At 61.8% G+C, this 20,100-nt stretch carries 22 protein-coding genes; 13 read left to right on the forward strand and 9 right to left on the reverse strand.

The features are described 5' to 3' along the window. Window positions 1-564 carry a cytochrome c oxidase assembly protein gene (locus VCA57_RS04110; RefSeq protein ID WP_411183693.1) on the forward strand — a complete coding sequence of 188 codons (564 nt, stop codon included), beginning with the start codon at window positions 1-3 and terminating at the stop codon, window positions 562-564. 11 nt (window positions 565-575) lie between these two features. Beyond that, window positions 576-1,472 (forward strand): cytochrome c oxidase subunit 3, encoded by an 897-nt coding sequence (locus VCA57_RS04115; protein WP_411183694.1) that lies wholly within the window; start codon window positions 576-578, stop codon window positions 1,470-1,472. Between the two features lie 5 nt (window positions 1,473-1,477). Here VCA57_RS04115 and VCA57_RS04120 read toward each other — a convergent pair whose 3' ends face one another. After that, window positions 1,478-1,681, reverse strand: a complete 204-nt coding sequence (locus VCA57_RS04120) for a twin transmembrane helix small protein (RefSeq protein WP_411183695.1) — start codon at window positions 1,679-1,681, stop codon at window positions 1,478-1,480. Window positions 1,682-1,769: 88 nt separating this feature from the next. Between VCA57_RS04120 and VCA57_RS04125 the strand changes: the two genes are divergently transcribed. From VCA57_RS04125 to VCA57_RS04145, 5 genes are read left to right on the forward strand one after another with little or no spacing between them, the layout of a single operon-like run. Further along, window positions 1,770-2,501: an SURF1 family protein gene (locus VCA57_RS04125; RefSeq protein ID WP_411183696.1), complete on the forward strand. Its 732-nt coding sequence runs from the start codon at window positions 1,770-1,772 to the stop codon at window positions 2,499-2,501. Next, window positions 2,476-3,060 carry a hypothetical protein gene (locus VCA57_RS04130; RefSeq protein WP_411183697.1) on the forward strand — a complete coding sequence of 195 codons (585 nt, stop codon included), beginning with the start codon at window positions 2,476-2,478 and terminating at the stop codon, window positions 3,058-3,060. The genes VCA57_RS04125 and VCA57_RS04130 overlap by 26 nt, the downstream gene beginning before the upstream one ends. Before the next feature lie 25 nt (window positions 3,061-3,085). Then, window positions 3,086-4,126: a COX15/CtaA family protein gene (locus VCA57_RS04135; protein WP_411183698.1), complete on the forward strand. Its 1,041-nt coding sequence runs from the start codon at window positions 3,086-3,088 to the stop codon at window positions 4,124-4,126. 21 nt (window positions 4,127-4,147) lie between these two features. Then, window positions 4,148-5,047, forward strand: a complete 900-nt coding sequence (cyoE, locus tag VCA57_RS04140; protein WP_411183699.1) for a heme o synthase — start codon at window positions 4,148-4,150, stop codon at window positions 5,045-5,047. A gap of 6 nt (window positions 5,048-5,053) precedes the next feature. Next, window positions 5,054-5,686, forward strand: a complete 633-nt coding sequence (locus tag VCA57_RS04145; protein WP_411183700.1) for an SCO family protein — start codon at window positions 5,054-5,056, stop codon at window positions 5,684-5,686. A 16-nt stretch (window positions 5,687-5,702) separates the two neighbouring features. On the opposite strand, the gene VCA57_RS04150 is transcribed toward VCA57_RS04145, so the two are convergent. Then, entirely contained in the window at window positions 5,703-6,128 is a 426-nt protein-coding gene (locus VCA57_RS04150) for a VOC family protein (protein WP_411183701.1), read from the reverse strand. Window positions 6,129-6,238: 110 nt separating this feature from the next. On the opposite strand from VCA57_RS04150, the gene VCA57_RS04155 reads away from it, so the two are divergent. The 6 genes from VCA57_RS04155 (at window position 6,239) to VCA57_RS04180 (ending at window position 14,128) form a co-directional block, all read left to right on the forward strand. After that, a complete protein-coding gene (locus VCA57_RS04155; RefSeq protein WP_411183702.1) occupies window positions 6,239-7,099 on the forward strand; it encodes a LysR substrate-binding domain-containing protein in 861 nt (286 codons plus the stop codon). A gap of 141 nt (window positions 7,100-7,240) precedes the next feature. Beyond that, on the forward strand, window positions 7,241-9,292 hold the full coding sequence (locus VCA57_RS04160) for a TonB-dependent receptor (protein WP_411183703.1): 2,052 nt from the start codon (window positions 7,241-7,243) through the stop codon (window positions 9,290-9,292). 183 nt (window positions 9,293-9,475) lie between these two features. Then, on the forward strand, window positions 9,476-11,005 hold the full coding sequence (locus VCA57_RS04165; protein ID WP_411183704.1) for an ABC transporter substrate-binding protein: 1,530 nt from the start codon (window positions 9,476-9,478) through the stop codon (window positions 11,003-11,005). Next, a complete protein-coding gene (locus VCA57_RS04170; protein WP_411183705.1) occupies window positions 10,993-11,931 on the forward strand; it encodes an ABC transporter permease in 939 nt (312 codons plus the stop codon). The genes VCA57_RS04165 and VCA57_RS04170 overlap by 13 nt, the downstream gene beginning before the upstream one ends. Beyond that, window positions 11,931-12,728 carry an ABC transporter permease gene (locus VCA57_RS04175; protein ID WP_411183706.1) on the forward strand — a complete coding sequence of 266 codons (798 nt, stop codon included), beginning with the start codon at window positions 11,931-11,933 and terminating at the stop codon, window positions 12,726-12,728. Before VCA57_RS04170 ends, VCA57_RS04175 begins: the two co-directional genes overlap by 1 nt. Beyond that, window positions 12,725-14,128: an ABC transporter ATP-binding protein gene (locus VCA57_RS04180; RefSeq protein ID WP_411183707.1), complete on the forward strand. Its 1,404-nt coding sequence runs from the start codon at window positions 12,725-12,727 to the stop codon at window positions 14,126-14,128. Before VCA57_RS04175 ends, VCA57_RS04180 begins: the two co-directional genes overlap by 4 nt. Before the next feature lie 81 nt (window positions 14,129-14,209). Here VCA57_RS04180 and VCA57_RS04185 read toward each other — a convergent pair whose 3' ends face one another. The 7 genes from VCA57_RS04185 to VCA57_RS04215 all read right to left on the reverse strand — a co-directional run bounded on the left by VCA57_RS04185 (window position 14,210) and on the right by VCA57_RS04215 (window position 20,076). Then, window positions 14,210-14,986, reverse strand: a complete 777-nt coding sequence (locus tag VCA57_RS04185) for a MetQ/NlpA family ABC transporter substrate-binding protein (RefSeq protein WP_411183708.1) — start codon at window positions 14,984-14,986, stop codon at window positions 14,210-14,212. A 78-nt stretch (window positions 14,987-15,064) separates the two neighbouring features. Further along, window positions 15,065-15,742: a methionine ABC transporter permease gene (locus tag VCA57_RS04190; RefSeq protein ID WP_411183709.1), complete on the reverse strand. Its 678-nt coding sequence runs from the start codon at window positions 15,740-15,742 to the stop codon at window positions 15,065-15,067. Then, the gene (locus tag VCA57_RS04195) at window positions 15,742-16,749 is read right to left on the reverse strand and encodes a methionine ABC transporter ATP-binding protein (protein ID WP_411183710.1); all 1,008 of its coding nucleotides are present in this window, start codon (window positions 16,747-16,749) and stop codon (window positions 15,742-15,744) included. Before VCA57_RS04195 ends, VCA57_RS04190 begins: the two co-directional genes overlap by 1 nt. Before the next feature lie 201 nt (window positions 16,750-16,950). After that, window positions 16,951-17,796 carry a PA5502 family lipoprotein gene (locus tag VCA57_RS04200; protein WP_411183711.1) on the reverse strand — a complete coding sequence of 282 codons (846 nt, stop codon included), beginning with the start codon at window positions 17,794-17,796 and terminating at the stop codon, window positions 16,951-16,953. Between the two features lie 210 nt (window positions 17,797-18,006). After that, complete coding sequence (znuB, locus tag VCA57_RS04205; protein ID WP_411183712.1) at window positions 18,007-18,795, reverse strand: zinc ABC transporter permease subunit ZnuB; 789 nt, start codon at window positions 18,793-18,795, stop codon at window positions 18,007-18,009. Then, window positions 18,788-19,594, reverse strand: a complete 807-nt coding sequence (znuC, locus tag VCA57_RS04210) for a zinc ABC transporter ATP-binding protein ZnuC (protein ID WP_411183713.1) — start codon at window positions 19,592-19,594, stop codon at window positions 18,788-18,790. Before znuC ends, znuB begins: the two co-directional genes overlap by 8 nt. Then, window positions 19,591-20,076, reverse strand: a complete 486-nt coding sequence (locus VCA57_RS04215) for a Fur family transcriptional regulator (protein ID WP_411183714.1) — start codon at window positions 20,074-20,076, stop codon at window positions 19,591-19,593. The genes znuC and VCA57_RS04215 overlap by 4 nt, the downstream gene beginning before the upstream one ends. Between the last annotated feature and the right edge of the window lie 24 nt (window positions 20,077-20,100).

A 20,100-nucleotide genomic window follows, 5' to 3' on the forward strand; every position in this document is an offset into this window, starting at 1 on the left:
ATGAGCGAAACCCTGGGCACTCGCCGCCTGGTCATCCGCCTTTGCTTGGTGGTGGTCGGCATGTTCGGTTTTGGTTTCGCCCTAGTGCCGATTTACGACGTGATGTGCCAAGCCTTTGGTATTAACGGTAAGACCGCAGGGGCGTATGAGGGCAGCCAGGCGGTGGATGAGCAGCGTCAGGTGCGTGTGCAGTTTTTGGCCACCAATGCTGCCGATATGGTTTGGGAGTTTCGCCCAGTAGCGGATGAGGTAACGGTGCATCCTGGGAACAGTACGCAAATGCTGTTTATTGCCCAAAACCCCACGGACAAACCGATGACCGCTCAGGCGATCCCCAGCGTGGCACCGTCCAAAGCGGCTGCTTTTTTCCACAAGACTGAATGTTTCTGCTTCACCCAACAGGTACTGCAACCCGGTGAACGCATTGAAATGCCGGTGCGCTTTATCGTCGATAGAGACTTACCGGCAGATGTTCGCCACTTGACCCTGGCCTACACCTTGTTTGATGTCACCGCGCAAAAGCCGCCGGTGGCGCAGGCGACCCTTACCCGGGTGGCTCCATAAGGAGAACAATAATGTCGAGTCACGAAACGCACGAAAACTATTACGTTCCGGCCCAGAGCAAGTGGCCGATTATTGCCACCTTGGGCATGTTGTTTTCGGTCTACGGGGTTGGCACCTGGTTTAACGACATGAAGGCTGATCGCGCCGACTCCCACGGCCCGCTGATCTTCTTTGTTGGTGGCCTGTTCCTCGCTTACATGCTGTTTGGCTGGTTCGGCAATGTGATCAAGGAAAGTCGCTCCGGTATGTACAGCCCGCAGATGGACCGCTCGTTCCGCTGGGGTATGAGCTGGTTTATTTTCTCCGAGGTGATGTTCTTCGCGGCGTTCTTCGGCGTGCTGTTCTACGTGCGCACCTGGGCGGGTCCCTGGCTCGGTGGTGAGGGTGACAAAGGGGTGAGCAATATGCTCTGGCCAGGCTTCGAGTTCAGCTGGCCGCTGCTCAATACGCCGGACCCAAAACTCTATCCGGCACCGAGTGGCACCATCAGTGCTTGGGGTCTGCCGCTGATCAATACCATCCTGCTGGTGAGTTCCAGCTTCACTCTAACGCTGGCGCACCATGCACTGCGTAAGAACCACCGCAAACCGCTAACCCTGTGGTTGGCGCTGACGGTACTTCTCGGCATCAGCTTTTTGGTGTTGCAGGTTGAGGAATATATCCATGCCTACACCGAATTGGGGCTGACGCTTGGTTCGGGCATCTACGGTGCGACCTTCTTTATGCTCACCGGCTTTCACGGTGCCCACGTCACCTTGGGCGCGCTGATGCTGAGCATCATGCTGATTCGCATCATTCGCGGCCACTTTAGCCCTGATAAACACTTCGGTTTCGAGGCGGCTGCCTGGTATTGGCATTTCGTCGATGTGGTGTGGATTGGCTTGTTTGTTTTTGTCTACGTGCTGTGACCCGGCTACCAAGTGGTGTGGGACACCAACTGGCCGCTGTAGAAGCCCCAGGTAATAAGGGCAATGGTCAGGGCCGTGAGGGTTACGCGCACCGTTAGCGCGTTGACCACCCGGGAGGTTCGTCCCTCATCTTTGACCAGAAAAAACAGGCCACTGAACAAGCTCACCAGAGTAGCCAGTAGCAACAGGACGATCGCGGCCTTGAGCATGCGTAACTCCTATAAGAAATGTCGGGGGACGGGAAATGCGGTCCAGCTGCAGTATAGCTAGCATGCAACAGGTTCTAGGGGTGGCCGTATGAGTCGCTTCCGACCTGGCCTGCTGCCCAGTTTGCTGGTGCTGCTGCTATTGCCTTGTTTGCTTGCCCTAGGCTTCTGGCAACTGGCGCGCGCTGAGGAGAAGCGTGAGCTGCTGGCCGCTCACCAGGCGCAGCAACTGGCAGCGCCGATCAGCATTAATGAGCTTGAACGGCACGCCAACCCGGCTTACACGCGCGTGCAGTTGCAGGGGTTCTTCGACGTGCAGCACACCGTGTTATTGGATAACCGTACCCGTGACGGCAAGGTTGGCGTCGAGGTGTTGCAACCTTTCTATGACCAAGCCAGCGGTCTTTGGCTACTGCTCAACCGTGGCTGGCTGCCTTGGCCAGACCGGCGCATTGCCCCCGTATTTGCTACCCCGGATACCCCGCTGCGCCTGCAGGCCACGGTGTATGTACCGTTGGGGGAGGCCTTTCAACTCCAGGGTGCTGAGCCCGCCAATGCTTGGCCACGGCTGATCAGCGAGGTCAAACCGGAGACTTTGTGGCAACAACTGGGACGCGGTGGCTTTCGCTATGAGATCCGCCTCGACCCTGGTCCTGCATCCTTTCAGAGCGACTGGCCAGTTGTGGCCATGAGCCCGGACAAACATATGGGTTACGCCGTGCAGTGGTTTGCCATGGCGGCAGCCTTGCTTGGCTTGTTTATTTATTTGGGTCTATCTAACGCGCGGGAGATTCACCATGAACCCAGCCATCGCCCTGCCTGAAGTGCCGTCCAGCCAGCGTTTTCGTGGGCGTTTGCAGTTAATCCTCATCCTGACTGTGGTGATCGGCCCGATGATTCTCGCCAGCGCTATGTACCAGTGGCGTTTCTGGGTGCCGGAAACCCGCAGTTACCACGGCGAGTTGATCGGCACCGGGCAGACCCGCGCGGAGCTTGGTGTGGTCGGCGCAGCGGAGCCGCTCTGGCAATTACTGGTGACCGTGCCGGATGTGTGCGATGCCGCCTGCAAGGAGCTGGTGTTTCTCGCCCGCCAAGTGCACATCGGCCTGAACCGTGATGTGGGCCGCGCGTCTCATGGCCTGGCCGCTGCCCAGCCGCTTGCCGCCGACTATGACGCACAACTGCGTCGTGAGTATCCACAGCTGGGCCGCTATCAACTTGAGTTACAGGCCTACGACAAGATGGCCGGCAAGGGTGAGGGCGCGCGGCTCTGGATAGTCGACCCGCACGGCAACCTGGTGCTGCGCTATGACGCCAGCAGCAAGGGTAAGGCGATTCTCGACGATCTGCGGCACCTCCTGAAAATCTCGCAAATTGGCTAATGCTGCCTGCGGCTAAGGAGGAAGGATGAGCAAGCCTGGTTATCGTTTGGCCCTGTTCGCTACTGCCCTTGCATTTGTGGTGGTGTTGCTCGGTGCCTATACCCGCCTGACACACGCCGGGTTGGGCTGCCCGGACTGGCCCGGTTGCTACGGATTTATCGGCGTGCCGATGAGCGAGCACAAGCAAACCCTCGCCGAAGTGCGTTTCCCTGAAGCGCCGGTTGAGGTCGCCAAGGGCTGGTACGAGATGATTCACCGCTATTTCGCCGGCAGCCTGGGGTTGGTGATTCTTGCCCTGGCCGTTCAGGCGCTGCGCCGGCGTAACCAGCCGGGCCAGCCGCTGAAATTACCGCTGTTATTGCTTGGCATGGTGATCCTACAAGCGGCCTTTGGCATGTGGACGGTGACGCTAAAACTCTGGCCGCAAGTGGTTACGGCGCACTTGTTGGGTGGATTCGCCACCCTGAGTTTGTTGTTCTTGCTGGCGCAGCGGTTATCCGCCAAGGCAACGGTTTTACCCAGCTTGCCTGCCCGGCTGCGTAGTTTGGCGGCGCTGGGGTTGTTGTTGGTGATTGGCCAGATAGCCCTCGGCGGCTGGGTCAGCAGCAACTACGCGGCGGTGGCCTGTGTCGATCTGCCGACCTGCCATGGTCAATGGTGGCCGGCGATGGACTTTGCGAACGGTTTTCACCTCACTCAACACATCGGCCCTAATTACCTCGGCGGCCAGCTCGACAGCGATGCGCGCACCGCCATTCATATGACCCATCGTCTCGGCGCGCTGCTGGTGACGCTGGTGCTGCTGGTTCTGGCCTGGCAGCTCAAACGTAATGGCCTGGCCAGGCTCGCCGGCCTATTAGTGCTGGCGTTGGCTGTGCAAGTCAGCCTGGGCGTCAGCAATGTGCTTTTGCACCTGCCGGTATTGGTCGCCGTGGCACACAACCTCGGCGGTGCGGCTCTGCTGCTGACGCTGGTGCTGGTCAATTATCGGGTGCGCAGCGCCGTATGGCTGGCATCGCCAGCGGCAGATACCGGTGCAGGTTTTGCCGCGTTGCCAAGCAAATAACAACAATCGAGGAGAGACCGTATGGCTACTCTAGCGCGCGAACATCAAGCCCACGCCAGCTGGCGCGATTACCTGGAGCTGACCAAGCCGCGAGTGGTGGTGCTGATGCTGATCACCTCGCTGGTCGGGATGTTCCTCGCCACCCGTGCAGGCGTGGCCTGGCAGGTGCTGATCTTTGGCAATCTGGGGATTGGCTTATGCGCCGGTTCCGCCGCGGCGGTTAATCATGTGGTCGATCGGCGGATTGACTCGATCATGGCACGCACCCTCAAGCGCCCGGTCACTGCGGGGCGTATCTCGCCCAGCGCGGCGTTGGCTTTTGCCTTGCTGTTGGCAGTGGCCGGGATGACCTTGCTGCTGACCTTCACTAATGAGCTGGCGGCCTGGCTGACGCTGGCGTCGTTGCTCGGTTATGCGGTGCTCTACACCGGCTTTCTTAAGCGTGCCACGCCACAGAACATTGTTATTGGTGGTTTGGCTGGCGCTGCGCCGCCGCTGCTCGGTTGGGTGGCAGTTACCGGGCATATCAGCGCGGAGCCGTTGCTGCTGGTGCTGATCATCTTCGCCTGGACGCCACCGCACTTCTGGGCCTTGGCCATCCACCGCAAAGAGGAGTACGCCAAGGCCGACATCCCCATGCTGCCGGTAACCCATGGCGAGCATTACACCAAGGTGCACATTCTGCTCTACACCTTGATGATGTTTGCCGTAACCCTGCTGCCCTATGTCATTCACATGAGTGGGTTGCTGTACCTAGTGTGTGCAGTGGTATCGGGTGGGCGCTTTCTGCACTGGGCGGTGGTGCTGTACCGTGACAGCAAACCGCATGCGGCGATCAATACGTTCAAATACAGCATCTGGTATCTTTTCGCGCTGTTTATCACCCTGTTGGTAGACCACTATCTGCTGCTCAATATTTGAGGCCCCATGACCCGCACCCAAACCACCGTCTTTGTTCTCGTAGCGATTGTTGCCTTGGTATTGGGCTTGACCGTCAACAAGGTGCTGACCAGCAAAGGTCAGGGTGACCCAGCAGCGCTGCTGGATGCTGGCATCGTGCTGCTGCCGCAAAGTCGCACGTTGCCGGCGCTGAGCCTAACTAATCAGGATGGCCAGAGCGTCTCGGTCGATCAACTCAAGGGCCAATGGAGCCTGCTGTTCTTCGGTTACACCTTCTGCCCGGATATCTGCCCGGCCACCCTTGCCCAGTTGCGCCAACTGCAAGGCCAGCTACCGCCAGAGACCTTGAGCAAACTGCGGGTTGTGCTGGTCACGGTTGACCCCAACCGCGACACACCGGAACAGTTGAAGAAGTACCTGAACTATTTCGACGCTGGCTTTATCGGCTGGACCGGTGAGCAGGCGACCATCCAGAAGCTGGCCAATGCCGTCAGCATCCCGTTTATCCCGGCCGATACCAGCAAGGAGAACTACACCGTCGACCACAGCGGCAACCTGGTGCTGATCGGGCCGGACGGCACACAGCGTGGCTTTATCCGCGCACCGATCAATACCACCAAGCTGGCCGCGCAACTGCCCAGCCTGTTTGAACGCCCCTAGCCCGCCTGCTCAGCCACTATTTGGCAAATAGCTGGCCGATATCTTTGAACGCCTTGAACTCCAGGGCGTTGCCGCAGGGGTCGAGCAGGAACAGGGTGGCCTGCTCGCCTACCTGGCCGGCGAAGCGCACGTAGGGTTCGATCACGAACGCCGTGCCCTTGGCCTGTAGCCGTGCCGCCAGTGTTTGCCAATCATCCCAGCCCAGCACCACACCAAAATGCGGCACCGGCACGTCGTGGCCGTCTACTGGGTTGCTGTGCGCGGCTTCCTGGTAGGCCATTTTCGGGGCTTCGTGGATCACCAGTTGGTGGCCGAAAAAGTCGAAGTCGACCCAGTGCGCACTGCTGCGGCCCTCGGCACAGCCGAACACCTCACCATAGAAATGCCGCGCAGCAGCCAAGTCGTATACGGGAATAGCCAGGTGGAACGGTGCGAGTGCCATGCGAAGGCTCCTTGTGATCATTGTCTGTGGATTCTTAGCAACAGCAGCTTTGATTAAAAGCGCATATTCTTGCGATCGAGCACGAATAAAAATGATCAGTCGAGGCATCAATGTTGCGCGAATTGAGAACCTTTGTGGCGGTAGCGCGGCATGGCACCTTCTCGGCGGCGGGTCAGCAAGTCGGCCTGACGCAATCCGCCGTGAGCGCGCAAATGCGTGTGTTGGAGCAGGGCCTGGGTATGCGTCTGTTCGACCGCAGCGGCCGCGCCGCTGTGCTCAATGCCGCAGGCCGGCATGCCTTGCCGCTAGCTGAGCAAATGCTTGGGCTGTATGCGCAGATGGCTTTGCCTACGCCTTTGGCCGATTGGCAGGGCGAGTTGAAGGTGGGTGCCATCGCCAGTGTGCAGACCGGTCTGCTACCTGAGGCGCTACCGGCATTTCGTCAGGCCGCGCCGCGCGTCGAGTTGAAACTGGTGCCGGGCGTGTCGCTGCAACTGCTGAGCCAGGTGGATGCCGGCGAGCTGGATTTGGCGCTGCTGATCAAGCCGCCGTTCGAGCTACCCAAGGAGTTGCTGCAGATTAGCCTGGCGCGTGAACCTTTTGTACTGATCACGCCGCTGACGGTGCCTGGCGATGACCCTTTGCCAATCCTCGCTGAGCAACCCTTTGTGCGTTACGACCGCAGCTCCTTTGGCGGTCGCCAGGTTAGTCAGTTTCTTCGCGAGCAGCGTCTGCATGTGCATGAGGCGCTGGAGCTGGACGAGCTGGATGCCATCGTGCGCATGGTCGAGTGCGGCCTCGGCGTAGCGTTGATCCCTCGCGCTGGGTTGTGGCTGCAACGATCCAGCCAACTTCGGGTGATCGGACTGGGCGCGCTGACCTTCCACCGCGAACTGGTGGCGCTGCTGCGTCGGGCCCAGCAGCAGCCAGCGTTGGAATGCTTGCTGGATTGCCTAAGGTCGCCGCGCTAAGCAGTGCTTACGGGCGGATGAACTGCTCCGATATGCCCTGTCCTTAATCATGTAATTGTTACGATATAACATTTGATGTAGGGTGCGCGGCTGACTCTCATACCTAGGGTCTGGCCATTGCGTTTATTACCAGGAGCAAAAATGAAGCCCCATGCTGTCTCTCTTGCCGTCTTGGCGTGCACTGTTTCAAGTAGCGGTTTCGCCGAGCAGTCTGGCGACTCCACTGTCACCCTGGGCAGCGCCTATATCGTGTCCAAGTCGAGCGGCGCGCTGCCGGTGGAAAATGTGCTGACCTCGGTCGACATCATGGGCAGCGACAAGATCGAGGATAAGACCGTGTCGAACAGCTGGGAGCTGCTGGGGCAGATGCCTGGTATCCAGCTGACCGAAACGCGCATGGGCGCCGAGTCCGGCAAGGTGACCTTCCGGGCCTTCAACGGCGAGGGCTATATCAACGGCATCAAGATGCTGATCGATGGCGTGCCGAGCAACGTCAACAGCGGTAACCAGCGTTTTATCGACATGATCTTCCCGCTGGATATGGAGTACATCGAGGTGGTGCGCGGCACCAACGACCCGCGTTACGGCCTGCACAACATTGGCGGCAACATCAACTTCGTGACGCGCCAGGGCGGCAACTACAAAGATGCCCGACTGACCTACGGCAGCTACAACACCCGCGAGTTCCAGCTTGCCGTGGGCCATGAAGAAGGCAACTTCGCGCAGAACTACTTCTTCGCCAAGCAGGATTCCGACGGCTTTCGCGACCACAGCGAGTCGGACAAATATTCCCTGGGCGGCAAGTGGTTCGTCACCGACGATGACCAGACGATGAAGCTCGGCCTGGTCGCCCGCCTCTACCATCATGAAGCTGAGGAACCGGGTTTTCAGACGGCTCGGGAGCTGGCCGCAAGCCGCACACAGTCGGCGGAAAAGAACGCCAACGACGGCGATGATCGCGACATGAAGCACCTCAGCGCCCATGCCGATTTCCAGCTCAGCGATGACCTGAGCCTGAGCAACAAGCTGTACTTCAACAGCTACGACGACGACCGTACCGTGACCTTCACCGACTATGAGGTCGGCAACGCGCCGCGCCAGCGTCGCGAGTGGAACGAGCGGCAAACCGGCGTGCTGAGCAACCTGACCTGGCGTGCTCACGAGATGCTGACCCTCGATGGCGGCGTCAACTATGAGCAGCAGGACAACGAGTACCGCCGCACCCGCTACAACTTCGGCATCCCCACCGACTTCGATGCAACACCGGCGCGCACGCAGAACGACGACAGCTACACGCTGTACAACACCGGTGCTTATGCTCAGGCGATCATCCAGCCCATCGAGCAGTTGAAGATTATCCCGGCGTACCGGGTCGATAAGTTCTCCGGCAATACCGAACTGATGACGGGCGAGAAAGCCGAACTGCAGGACTACGGCTGGATTGAGCAACCCAAACTCAGCGTGGTCTACAGCCTCACCCCGGACATCAACGTTTACGCCAACTGGGGCCGTACGTTCCAGATTCTCACCGGTTCCACAGCGCCGGCCTACCTGACGGCTGGGCAGGCGTCGTACAAGCCGTCGATCAACACCGGTAAGGAGGTGGGCGTAAAGTTCAAACCCTTCGTCGGCTCCGAGGCGCGCATCGCCGTGTGGCAGCAGGACGCCACTGATGAAGTGGCCAACATGCCTAGTACTGGCACCACTGTTGGCCTGGGTAAAACCAAGCGGCGCGGCGTCGACATGCAGCTCAGCGCGCAATTGAACGATCAGTGGTCGGTGTGGGGTTCGCACGCCATTCAGGAAGCCAAGGTGGTCAGTGCCTTCACCGCCGGTGGTCAATCGCTAGCCGGCAAAGAGGTGTTCTCCACCCCGCGTTACATCAGCAACCTCGGGGCTGACTACCAGTTCAACGACCGCTGGCGCTTTGGCCTGCAGGCACGCGCCCAGGGCGACTACTACATTGATGAGTTGAACGAGCAAGGCAAGTACGGCGGCTTCGCGGTGCTGGATGCCAACGTGCGTTATCAGGTGTCCGCCACGACCAGCGTCGACCTGCAACTGAAGAACTTAACGGACTACGACTATGAGTACGTCTGGTACGACAACTTCTTCTGGGGCGGTGACGACCAGCCGATGTTCTCGGCGGCGCCAGGGCGTTCCGGCTTTATATCGCTGAATGTGAAACTCTAACGACGCTCCACCGCTCTACGGGGCGGTGTCGTCGAAGGCTTGGCGGTCGTCTTTGTGGCCGCTAGGGCCTGTTGACGTTTCGTTCGCAGCAACGCGGCTCGCGACGAAACGTCAACAGATCCTATGGTGTGGCGCTCGGTGTACACCCGGCCTCAATTCAGTCACTTTGTCGATGGAACGCCTGTGAGATTTCTGCTGTTACTGCTGCTGGCGACCACGCTGGCCGCCTGTTCACCCAACCAGGACCCGCATCAGCTGTCGATCAGCGGGCCCTTTGAATTCACCAGCCAGGACCCGTCGCGCGACGGTTATCTTTACACCCGCTTGCAGGTGGCTGAAACCCTGCTCGAGGTGGACGCCCAGGGTCAGTTGTTGCCCGGCCTGGCGACGGCCTGGTCGCAGTCGGACGACGGCCGCGTATGGCGCTTCATCCTGCGCGAGGGCGTGCGCTTTCATGATGGTACAGCGTTGAATGCTGCTGCTGTTGTGCAGGCGCTGCAAGTGGCGCAAAGCAAACCGGGAGTGCTCGCCGCTGCACCGGTCGAGGCCTTCGAGGCCGAGGATGAGCGAACTCTACGGGTGCGCCTGAGTCGCCCCTACAACCCGCTTGGCGCGGTGCTGGCGCATTACACCACGGCCATTCTTTCGCCGGGTTCTTACGATGCTGAGGGGCTGGTCAGTCGCTTGCAGGGGACCGGTCCGTATCAGGTTGAGCGCTTCGACCCACCGCACCGCCTGGGCGTGGTGCGCTTCGCCGGTTACTGGGGCGCGCCGGCGACCATCGAGCGCGCCGTCTACCTTACCGGTCACCGCGCCGAAAGCCGCGCGTTGCAGGTGATGGCCGGGCAAACCGATATCGTCTACACCCTCGATCCTGCCAGCCTCGACCTGCTGCGCCGGCGTGACGATGTGCGAGTGCACTCGCACACCATTCCACGGACCATCCAGCTCAAGCTCAACCTGGCCGATCCGTTGCTGGCCGAGCGCGATACGCGGCTGGCCCTGAGCCTGGCGATCGACCGCAGTGGCTTGACCAACGGGGTGCTGCGCGTGCCGGATGGCGAAGCCAACCAACTGGTGCCGCCTTCGCTGGGCGACTGGCACCTGAGTGGCTTGCCGGTGGCCCAGCGCGACCTGCCTCGCGCCCGGGCGCTGCTCGCCGGTCAAGGCTGGCAGGCAGGTGCCGATGGCCTGTTGCAGCGCAACGGCGAGCCGTTTCGCCTGCGCCTGATGACTTATGCCGACCGCCCCGAACTGTTCCAGCTAGCCACCGCAATCCAGGCGCAGTGGCGCGAGCTGGGCGTCGACTTGCAGGTGTCGGTGGTCAACTCCAGTGATATCCCCGCCGGGCACCACAACGGCACCCTGCAGGTGGCGCTGATCGCCCGTAACTACGGCAATATCGCCGATCCGCTGGGCCTGCTGCTGGCTGACTACGGCGACGGCGGCAGCGGTGACTGGGGTGCCATGGGCTGGCACAACGACGAATTGCCGGCGTTGCTGCTGGCGCAACAGGGCGAGCGCGATGCCGCCCATTACCACGCGCGGGCGCAGCGCGTGGCGCAGATCCTGGTCGATCAGTTGCCGCTGATCCCGGTGCTCTATTACACCCAGCAGACCGCCGTATCCGCCCGCGTGCAAGGGTTCAGCTTCGACCCCTACGAGCGTAACTACCGCATTGCCGAGATGAGTTTTTCGCCATGTTGCAATTGATCCTGCGCCGCCTGCTGCAGGCTGCTTTCGTCACCTGGAGCGTGGGCACCCTGAGTTTTGTGCTGATGCGCCTGCTGCCCGGTGACATGGAGTTTCGTATCGCCGCCGGCCGCTATGGCTATGACCACGTCGACCTAGCCGCCGCCGAGGCGGTGCGTGCCGAACTGGGTCTAGACCGTCCCGGCTGGGCGCTGTACCTGCACTGGCTGGGCGATCTGCTGCGCTTCAACCTGGGGGATTCGCTGGTCAGCGGCTTACCGGTGAGCCACGAGATCGCCCACCTGCTTGGCCATACCCTGTTGCTGGCCGGTGCGGCGATGCTGATTGCCTTGCTGATCGCCGCCCCGGTTGGTGTGTGGGCGGCGCTGCGCGCCGGTGGCTGGTTCGACCGCCTGAGCCTGCTGGTCTCGGCTCTGCTGCGTGCCCAGCCGGTGTTCGTCATCGGTCTGGGCCTGTTGCTGGTGTTCGCCTTGGAGTGGCGCATGTTGCCGGTGGCTGGCTTCGACGGCCCGCGCTACCTGATCTTGCCGGCGCTGACCCTGGCCCTGGCGATGGCGGCGGTGTCCAGCCGGGTGGTGCGCCACAGCGCCGCCGAGGTGCTGCGTTCGGCCTACTTCAACTTTGCCCGGGTCAAGGGCCTGAGCTTGCGCCAGGCTCTGCAGCGGCATGGCGCGCGCAATGCTGCATTGCCGGTGGTGGTGTTCCTTGGCATCCAGCTGGCCAGCGTGATCGAGGGGGTGGTGATGATTGAGTCGCTGTTTTCTTGGCCGGGTGTGGGCCATGGCTTGGCCCATGCCGTGTTCAACCGTGATGTGCCGATGATCCAGGGTGCCGCGATGGCCCTGGGGCTGCTGTTTGTGGCCCTTAACCTGCTGGTCGACCTGGCCTGTCACCTGATCGATCCCCGCCAGCGGAGCGCCCACTAATGCTGCGTCTGTTTGCTTCCTTGCCCACCAGCCAGCGCGTTGGTGCCGCGCTGCTCGCCCTGCTGGTGCTGTTCGCCGTGCTCGAAGGCCTGCTCGGGCGCACCGACCCTGCCCTGCAGAACCTGGCCCAGCGCTTTGCCATGCCGAGCCTGGCCGAACCCCTGGGCACCGACCCGTTCGGCCGCAGCATGCTCGCGCGCATGGGTGCCGCCTTGCGCCTGTCGTTGAGCCTGAGTCTGGTCTGCGTGTTGACCTCGGCGCTGATTGGCGTGAGCCTCGGCATCGCCGCCGGCTGGCGTCAGGGCTGGGTCGACCGGGTGCTGTCGTTCGTCCTCAATGTGGTGCTGGCCCTGCCCGGCCTGGTGCTGATTTTACTCGTCGCAGGCCTCGCGCCCGGCTCGCTGCTGGCGCTGTATGTGGCCATCTCGCTGGTGCTGTGGGTGGAGTATTTCCGCGTGGTACGGGCGATCACCCGGCAGGCGGTGGCCTCGCAGCCGATGCAGGCTTCGCGCATGCTCGGTTTCAGCTGGCGCTACTGTTTGCGCCGGCATGTCTGGCCGGCTCTGGTCGGACCGGTGGCGACGCTGGCGGCTTTTGGTGCCGCCGGGTCGATCATGGCCCTGGCGGCGCTCGGTTTTGTCGCCGTCGGCCTGCGTCCGCCGACCGCCGAGCTGGGCCTGATGATGGTCGAGCTGTTCCCCTATTACAGCGACGCCCCCTGGGTGCTCGCGCAGCCTGTGCTGGCGGTGTTTCTGCTGGTGCTGGGCCTCAACTTGCTGGCGGGTAAACGCGCATGACCATTCTGTTGCGCCTCGAAGCGCTGAGTGTCCAGGCCCACGGCAAGATCCTGTTGGAACCGCTGAGCCTGAGCCTCGCTGCTGGCGAGTGCTTGACCATCCTTGGTGAGACCGGTGCCGGCAAGAGCCTGCTGATGCACGCCATCATGGGCACCCTACCGCCACCGCTGACGGCCAGCGGGCGCATTTTGCTCGGTGATCTCGATCTCGCCAGCCTCGCCAAAACCGCTCGCGAGCAGCTCTGGGGGCAGCAACTGGCGATGCTGCCCCAGGAGCCTTGGCATTCCCTTGATCCGCTGATGCCGGCGCTGCAACAGGTGGCCGAGGTGCATGAGTGCGTCCACGGCCAGGCCCCCGAGTCGGCCCGGCACACCGCTGCTCAGGCGCTGACAGCAGTTGGCCTGGAGGCGTCCGCCGCGCGTTTGCCCAGTCAGCTATCCGGAGGCATGGCGCAGCGCCTGGCGTTCTGCGCTGCCACTGCCGCCGGCGCGCCTATCCTGCTTGCCGATGAGCCGACCAAGGGCCTGGATGCCAGCCGCCGCGATCAGGTCGCCACGCTGTTGCGTCAGCATGCGCAGCAGGGCGCGCTGCTGACCATCACCCACGATGTGGAAGTGGCGCGGAAACTGGGCGGTACACTGCTGGTGATGCGCGCCGGGCAACTGTTGGAATCTGGTGATGCACAGGCGATTCTGGATGCGCCGCAGCATGACTACACCCGCGCGCTGATTGCCGCCGATCCACGTCACTGGCCCACACCGCTGGTGGCCGCCGTGACGGGCGCGCAAGCCAGTGAGTCGGTGCTGGAGGCGCGCGGTCTGCGCCTTAAACGCGGCGGTCGGCAGCTGTTCGAGGGCCTGGACCTGCGCATCGAACCGGGGGAAATTCTCGGCATCGCCGGTGACAGTGGCTGCGGCAAGAGCAGCCTGGGTGATCTGCTGCTCGGCCTGCTGCCGGCCGATGCCGGCGTGGTGACGCGGCGTCCGGGCGTGGCTGCGCACCGCTACCTCAAGCTTTATCAGGACCCGCCGGCAGCCTTCGCCGCCGGGGTGCCGTTGCGTCGGCTATTCGATGATGTGCTGCGCCTGCACCGCCTTGATCCAGCCAAGTTGCGGCCGCTGCTCGAGCGCCTGCGCCTGCGTCCCGAGTTGCTGGTGCGGCCGGCGACCGAGGTTTCCGGCGGCGAATTGCAGCGTCTGGCGATTGCCCGTGCGCTGTTGCTCGATCCCGTGTTGCTGTTTGCTGACGAGCCGGTGTCGCGGCTCGACCCGATCACCGCGCGCGATGTGACCGAACTGCTGGTACAGAGTGCCCGTGAGCGTGGCTGTGCTCTGCTGCTGGTCAGCCACGACGCCGAGGCATTGGCACGGGCGTGTGACCGGCATATTCGCTTGGGTTAAGTCCGCTTGGGCTAAGCGCCATAAACGCAGAACCCCGCCAAAGGGCGGGGTTCGTTACAGCGCGTGCGGCTAGGTAGAAAGTTAGAACGCCGGTACTACCGCGCCCTTGTACTTCTCAAGGATGAAGGCTTTGACTTCCGGGGTGTGCAGCGCCTTGGCCAGTTTCTGCATGGCGTCGCTGTCCTTGTTGTCGGTGCGGGCCACGAGGATGTTGACGTACGGCGAGTCGCTGCCTTCGATGATCAGGGCATCCTTGGTTGGGTTGAGCTTGGCTTCCAACGCGTAGTTGGTGTTGATCAGCGCCAGGTCAACCTGAGTCAGTACGCGCGGCAGGGTGGCGGCTTCCAGTTCACGCACTTTGATGGCTTTCGGGTTCTCGACGATGTCTTTCGGCGTGGCAAGAATGCCGGCTTCCGGCTTGAGGGTGATCAGCCCTGCTTTCTGCAGCAGCAGCAGTGCACGGCCGCCGTTGGTGGCGTCGTTGGGGATGACTACGTTGGCACCTTGCGGCAGATCGGCCAGGCTCTTGTGCTCGGTCGAGTACGCGCCGAAGGGTTCGACGTGTACGCCAGCCACACTGACCAGGTTAGTGCCACGGCTCTTGTTGAACTCATCGAGGTACGGCTGGTGCTGGAAGAAGTTGGCATCCAGGCGCTTCTCAGCAACCTGCGCGTTGGGTTGCACGTAGTCAGTGAACACCTTGATGTTCAGCTCAACGCCTTCTTTCGCCAGGGCCGGCTTAATGAATTCGAGGATTTCCGCGTGCGGTACGGCGGTGGCGGCAACGCTCAGGCTTTCGGCCTGGACGGCATTGGAGAGTGTTGCCAGGGCAGCGAGGGTAACGAGCAGTTTTTTCATCATGAAGCTCCTTGTGGGATGTCTGCGAAGTCCGGCGATAACCAGTGGTTCGCGGTCTTGTGCACTGTTAACAGCGCTTTATTTTCTAGAAAAATGCCCCACCAGCTTGTCGCCGACGGTTTGTAGAATCTGTACCAGTACCAGCAGCAGGATCACCGTCACGGCCATCACGTCTGGCTGATAACGCTGGTAGCCATAACGCACCGCCAGGTCGCCCAAGCCGCCGCCGCCGATCAGGCCGCTCATGGCGGTATACGACACCAGGGTAATCGCGGTGACGGTGGTGGCGGCGATAATCCCGGGCAGTGCTTCGGGCAATAACGCGTTGACTACGATCTGCCGGGTGGTGGCACCCATGGCCTGAGTGGCTTCGATAATCCCGCGATCAACTTCCCGCAGTGCGGTTTCCACCAAACGGGCAAAGAACGGCGTGGCTCCGACTACCAGCGGCGGGATGGCTCCGGCGACGCCCAGCGAGGTGCCGGTGACGATCACTGTGAAGGGGATCATCACAATCAGCAGGATCACGAACGGCACCGAGCGTAGGATATTCACCAGCAGCGACAGCACGCCATACAGGGCTTTTTGCTCGAACATTTGCCGTGGACTGGTGAGAAACAGCAACACCCCCAGCGGCAGGCCGAGCAGAATGGTGAACAGCATGGAGCCGCCGAGCATGCTCAGGGTATCCAGGCTGGCGTAGCCGATTTCTGCCCAATCAACATTGGGCAATAGGCGGGTCAGTAGTGCTTCCATTAGCGCAGCACCTCCAGATACACGTCAGCGCTCGCGAAGCGCGCCAGCGCGGCGTCCAGATCGCCGCCGGTCAGGGCCAGGGTCAATTGGCCGTAAGGGGTGTTTTTGATGCGGTCAATGCGCCCGGCGAGGATGCTGTAATCCACCCCGGTTTCGCGCGCCACGCTGCCCAGCAGCGGCGCATAGGTGGCTTCGCCCTGAAAAGTCAGGCGCAAAATGCGCCCTGGAACGTGGGCAAAATCATCGTGTTGTGCGTGTTCGTCGACCTGCTCGGCTTCCTGGACGAAGCGCTTGGTGGTGGCATGCTGCGGGTGGAGGAACACCTTGGTGACCGGCCCCGACTCAACGATAACCCCGGCGTCCATCACCGCCACGCGGTCGCAGACCCGGCGGATCACGTCCATTTCATGGGTGATCAGCACAATGGTCAGGTTTAGCTCGCGGTTGATCTCGGCCAGCAGTTGCAGCACTGACGCCGTGGTCTGCGGATCGAGTGCGCTGGTGGCCTCGTCGCACAGCAGAATTTTCGGTTCGGTGGCCAAGGCGCGGGCAATGCCGACCCGCTGTTTCTGCCCGCCGGAGAGCTGTGCTGGGTATTTGTTGGTGTGATCCTGCAGGCCAACGCGGGCCAGCAATTCGCTGACGCGCGCCTCGATGGCACTGCGCGGCAGCTCGCCCGCCAGCTTCAATGGCAGCGCGACGTTGTCGGCGACAGTTTTCGAGGACAGCAGATTGAAGTGCTGGAAGATCATCCCGACGCGCTGGCGGAAGCGCCGCAGGCCCGCCGCGTCGAGCGCGGTAACGTCTTCGCCGTCGATCTCGATACGTCCACCGCTGGGTTCTTCCAGGCGATTGATCAGGCGCAGCAGGGTGCTTTTACCGGCCCCGGAGTGGCCGATGATGCCAAACACTTCGCCACGGGCGATGTGCAGGTCGCTCGGCTGCAAAGCGGAGATGTCCTGACCACTGACGCGGTACGCCTTGTGGACCTGATGAAAATTGATCACGCGTTAAACCTTTTGGGTTTCAGAGTGGCCGGGTAGGCCTAAACGGCTGGCTAGTCTACCCGGCACTGTTTAGGCCGCAAAAATCTTTGTAGGCCTATGGTTATAGCTAAATCGCATTAAATGCTGGATTGCTCTGGGCAGTGTAGCCAGTGCTAATGCATGCGACCGGGCAAGCCCGGTCGTGGTCCCGTCAGTGCACGATTAGCGCTGTGGGCTAAGCACCAGCCGTGGCACCTGCGCAGGTTTGATGACCTGGCTCATGGTTGGGCTGAAACCCGGCTCCAGGCGCTTGATGCGTGCATTAAGTAATGAGGCGACCCAGAGGAAGTCCTTGGCTTGACGCACTTCGATACGCACCGCGCAACGGAAGGTCACGATATCCGCCGCTACGCCGTCGAGCAGGCTGCGCAGGCGTTCGTTGTCCTGGTTATCCAGCATCGGCAGGTTGATCACGCTGCTGGCTGCGCTCGGGTCGATTAGCTTGGCTTGGGGCTTGGCGGGCGCAGGGGCGGGCTCGCTGGCTGGCGGCAGTTGGGCCGCCTGAGTCGCTGCTGCTTGCCGCTCGGCGGCCAAACGCAGTTGCCGTGCTTGTTCCTGGCGTATGGCTTCGCTGCGCGCTGCCACTTGTTCGCTGGCGCGGCGTTGTTGTTCGGCGCTGGCCAGCTCTACTTCGCGGGCCTGGGCGATGGCGCCGTCCAGGCCGGTGCTCAGCGCGGGTGCCTGCGGCATCAGGTTGCGGGCGCGGCTAAGGGCCTTGGTGGCGTTATCCAGGTCTCCGGCTTGGAGGAATTTTTGCCCCTGTAGCAGGTGCGCTTCAGCAAGCTGACGCTGGTATTGCTCCAGGCGCGTGTCGCCAGTTGCGCGTTGCTGCAGGTCGCTAAGCTGGCTTTCAGCGATGCTCAGGTCACCGCTGCTAAGGCTCTGGTCAAGCTGGCGAAAGGCACTGACCAGATCGTCCACCGGCAGATTGGCCGGTTGCGGCGTGCTCTGGCAGCCGGCCAGTAGAACCAGTGCCAAGGTAAGGCCACGAAAAACGAACGATTTCATTACTGCGCGTCTCAAGTTGTGCAAAAAACGCGCAATTCTACACTGCGGCCGGTGGCATCACCAACAGTTCAGAGCCTGCTCAAAGCCATGCGAGCTAGAGCCCTGCAAGGAAAAAACATGAGAGGAAGCGAAGTGTACGAGTTGTACATGAGCATTCCGAGCCTGTTTTTAACGCAGCAGGGCCGACGCGCAGCCGGCTTGGGGCGGCTCTCAGGCTGTGCGCCGTGGTAGGGCAAACGAAAGCAAAAACAAGCCAGCGGCCGTCACCACAATCGATGGTCCGGCTGGCGTGTCCTTAAACCACGACAGGCTAAGGCCACCGCAAACCGCGACTATCCCTAACAGGCTGGCACCGAAGGCCATTTGTTCCGGGGTGCGCGCGTGGCGTTGTGCGGCGGCGGCGGGAATGATCAGCAATGAGGTGATCAGCAGCACGCCGACAATCTTCATCGCCACGGCGATGACCACGGCGATCAGCAGCATCAGGCTCAGGCGAATTGCCGCCACCGGCAGGCCTTCGACCTTGGCCAGCTCCTCGTGCACGGTAATCGCCAGCAGTGGTCGCCAGAGCAGCGCCAGCAGCACCAGCACCAGTGCGCTGCCGCCGATGATCCAGGCCAGGTCCGTTGGGCCAACAGCCAAAAGGTCGCCGAACAGGTAGCCCATCAGGTCGATGCGCACATCGTGCATAAAGCTCAGCACCACCAGACCCAAGGACAGCGTGCTATGCGCCAGAATCCCGAGCAGGGTATCCGAGGCCAGCGGTTGGCGGCTTTGCAGGGTGACCAAGAGAGTCGCGAGGAGTACGCAGCCGACGGTTACTGCCAGGGTTGGGCTGACATCCAGCATCAGGCCGAGCGCCACACCGAGTAACGCGGCGTGGGACAAGGTGTCGCCAAAATAGGCCATGCGCCGCCAGACCACAAAAGAGCCCAGCGGGCCTGCAACCAGCGCCAGGGCTAAGCCGGCGAGCAGGGCGTTGAGTAGAAAATCAGCCATGCTTGCAGTCATCTCCGTGGATATGCGGTTTTACCGGGCCTTTGATGCTCAGCCCAGATGGGTGTTCGTTGACCACGGCACCGTGCAGGTCGTGCTCATGGTCGTGATGGTGGGTGTAGATCGCCAGGCTCTGGGCATCCTGGCCGAACAGCTCGACGAAGGCTGGGTCGAAGCTGACCTGCTCCGGGTGGCCGGAGCAGCAAACGTGACGGTTTAGGCAGACCACCTGGTCGGTGGTGCTCATCACCAGATGCAGGTCGTGCGAGACCATTAATACGCCGCAACCGTAGCGGTCGCGCAGCTGGGTGATCAGCCGGTACAACTCGGCCTGGCCGGCAACATCGACGCCTTGCACGGGCTCATCCAGAACCAGCAGCTGCGGTTCGCGCAGCAGCGCACGGGCCAGCAGCACGCGCTGCAGCTCACCGCCGGAGATGCTTTGCAGCGGGCTGTCGATCACCTGACCGGCACCGACCTCAGCCAGCGCAGCTTGTGCGCGGGGGCGGTCAACGCCGGGCACCAGGCGTAAAAAGCGCAGCACTGAGAGCGGCAAGGTGGCATCCACATGCAGCTTCTGCGGCATATAGCCGATGCGCAGCTTGGGCTTGCGCCAGACGCTGCCGCTGTCTGGTTTGAGCAGGCCGAGCACGGCGCGTACCAGGGTGGTTTTGCCGGCGCCGTTGGGGCCGATCAGGGTGACGATCTCGCCGGGTTTTACGCTGAGCTGCACATTCTGCAACACGCTCTGCCCGGCAAAGGTTACGCCAATGCCTTCGAGGCGAATCAAGGCATCGCTCATGACTGCTCCTGGCAGCCGGCGCATAAGCCGACAACTTCCACCGTTTGGCTTTCCACGGTGAAACCGACGCCTGCTGCCGCATTGACGATGGCATTGCTGATGGCTGCTTGCTCCAGCTCAATGGCCGCGCTGCAGCCACGGCAGATGAGGAACTGACCCTGGTGGGCATGCTCCGGATGGCTGCAGCCGACAAAGGCGTTGAGTGAGGCGATGCGGTGCACCAGGCCGTTTTCCAGGAGGAAATCCAGCGCGCGATAGACCGTTGGCGGCGCGGCGCGGCGGCCGTCTGCTTCGCTCAATACGCCAAGGATGTCATAGGCACCCAGCGGTTTATGGCTCTGCCAAACCAACTCCAACACCCGTTTGCGTAGCACGGTTAAGCGCAAACCCTGGCGCGTGCAGATGCTTTCTGCCTCAGCCAGGGCATGGCTGACGCAATGAGAGTGGTCGTGTGGGCGTGAAGCCAAGGGTGCTTGAGTCATGGGCAACGACGAATATGGTGAGAG

The sequence above is a fragment of the Pseudomonas sp. genome, assembly GCF_046581935.1.
GTDB lineage: Bacteria > Pseudomonadota > Gammaproteobacteria > Pseudomonadales > Pseudomonadaceae > Aquipseudomonas.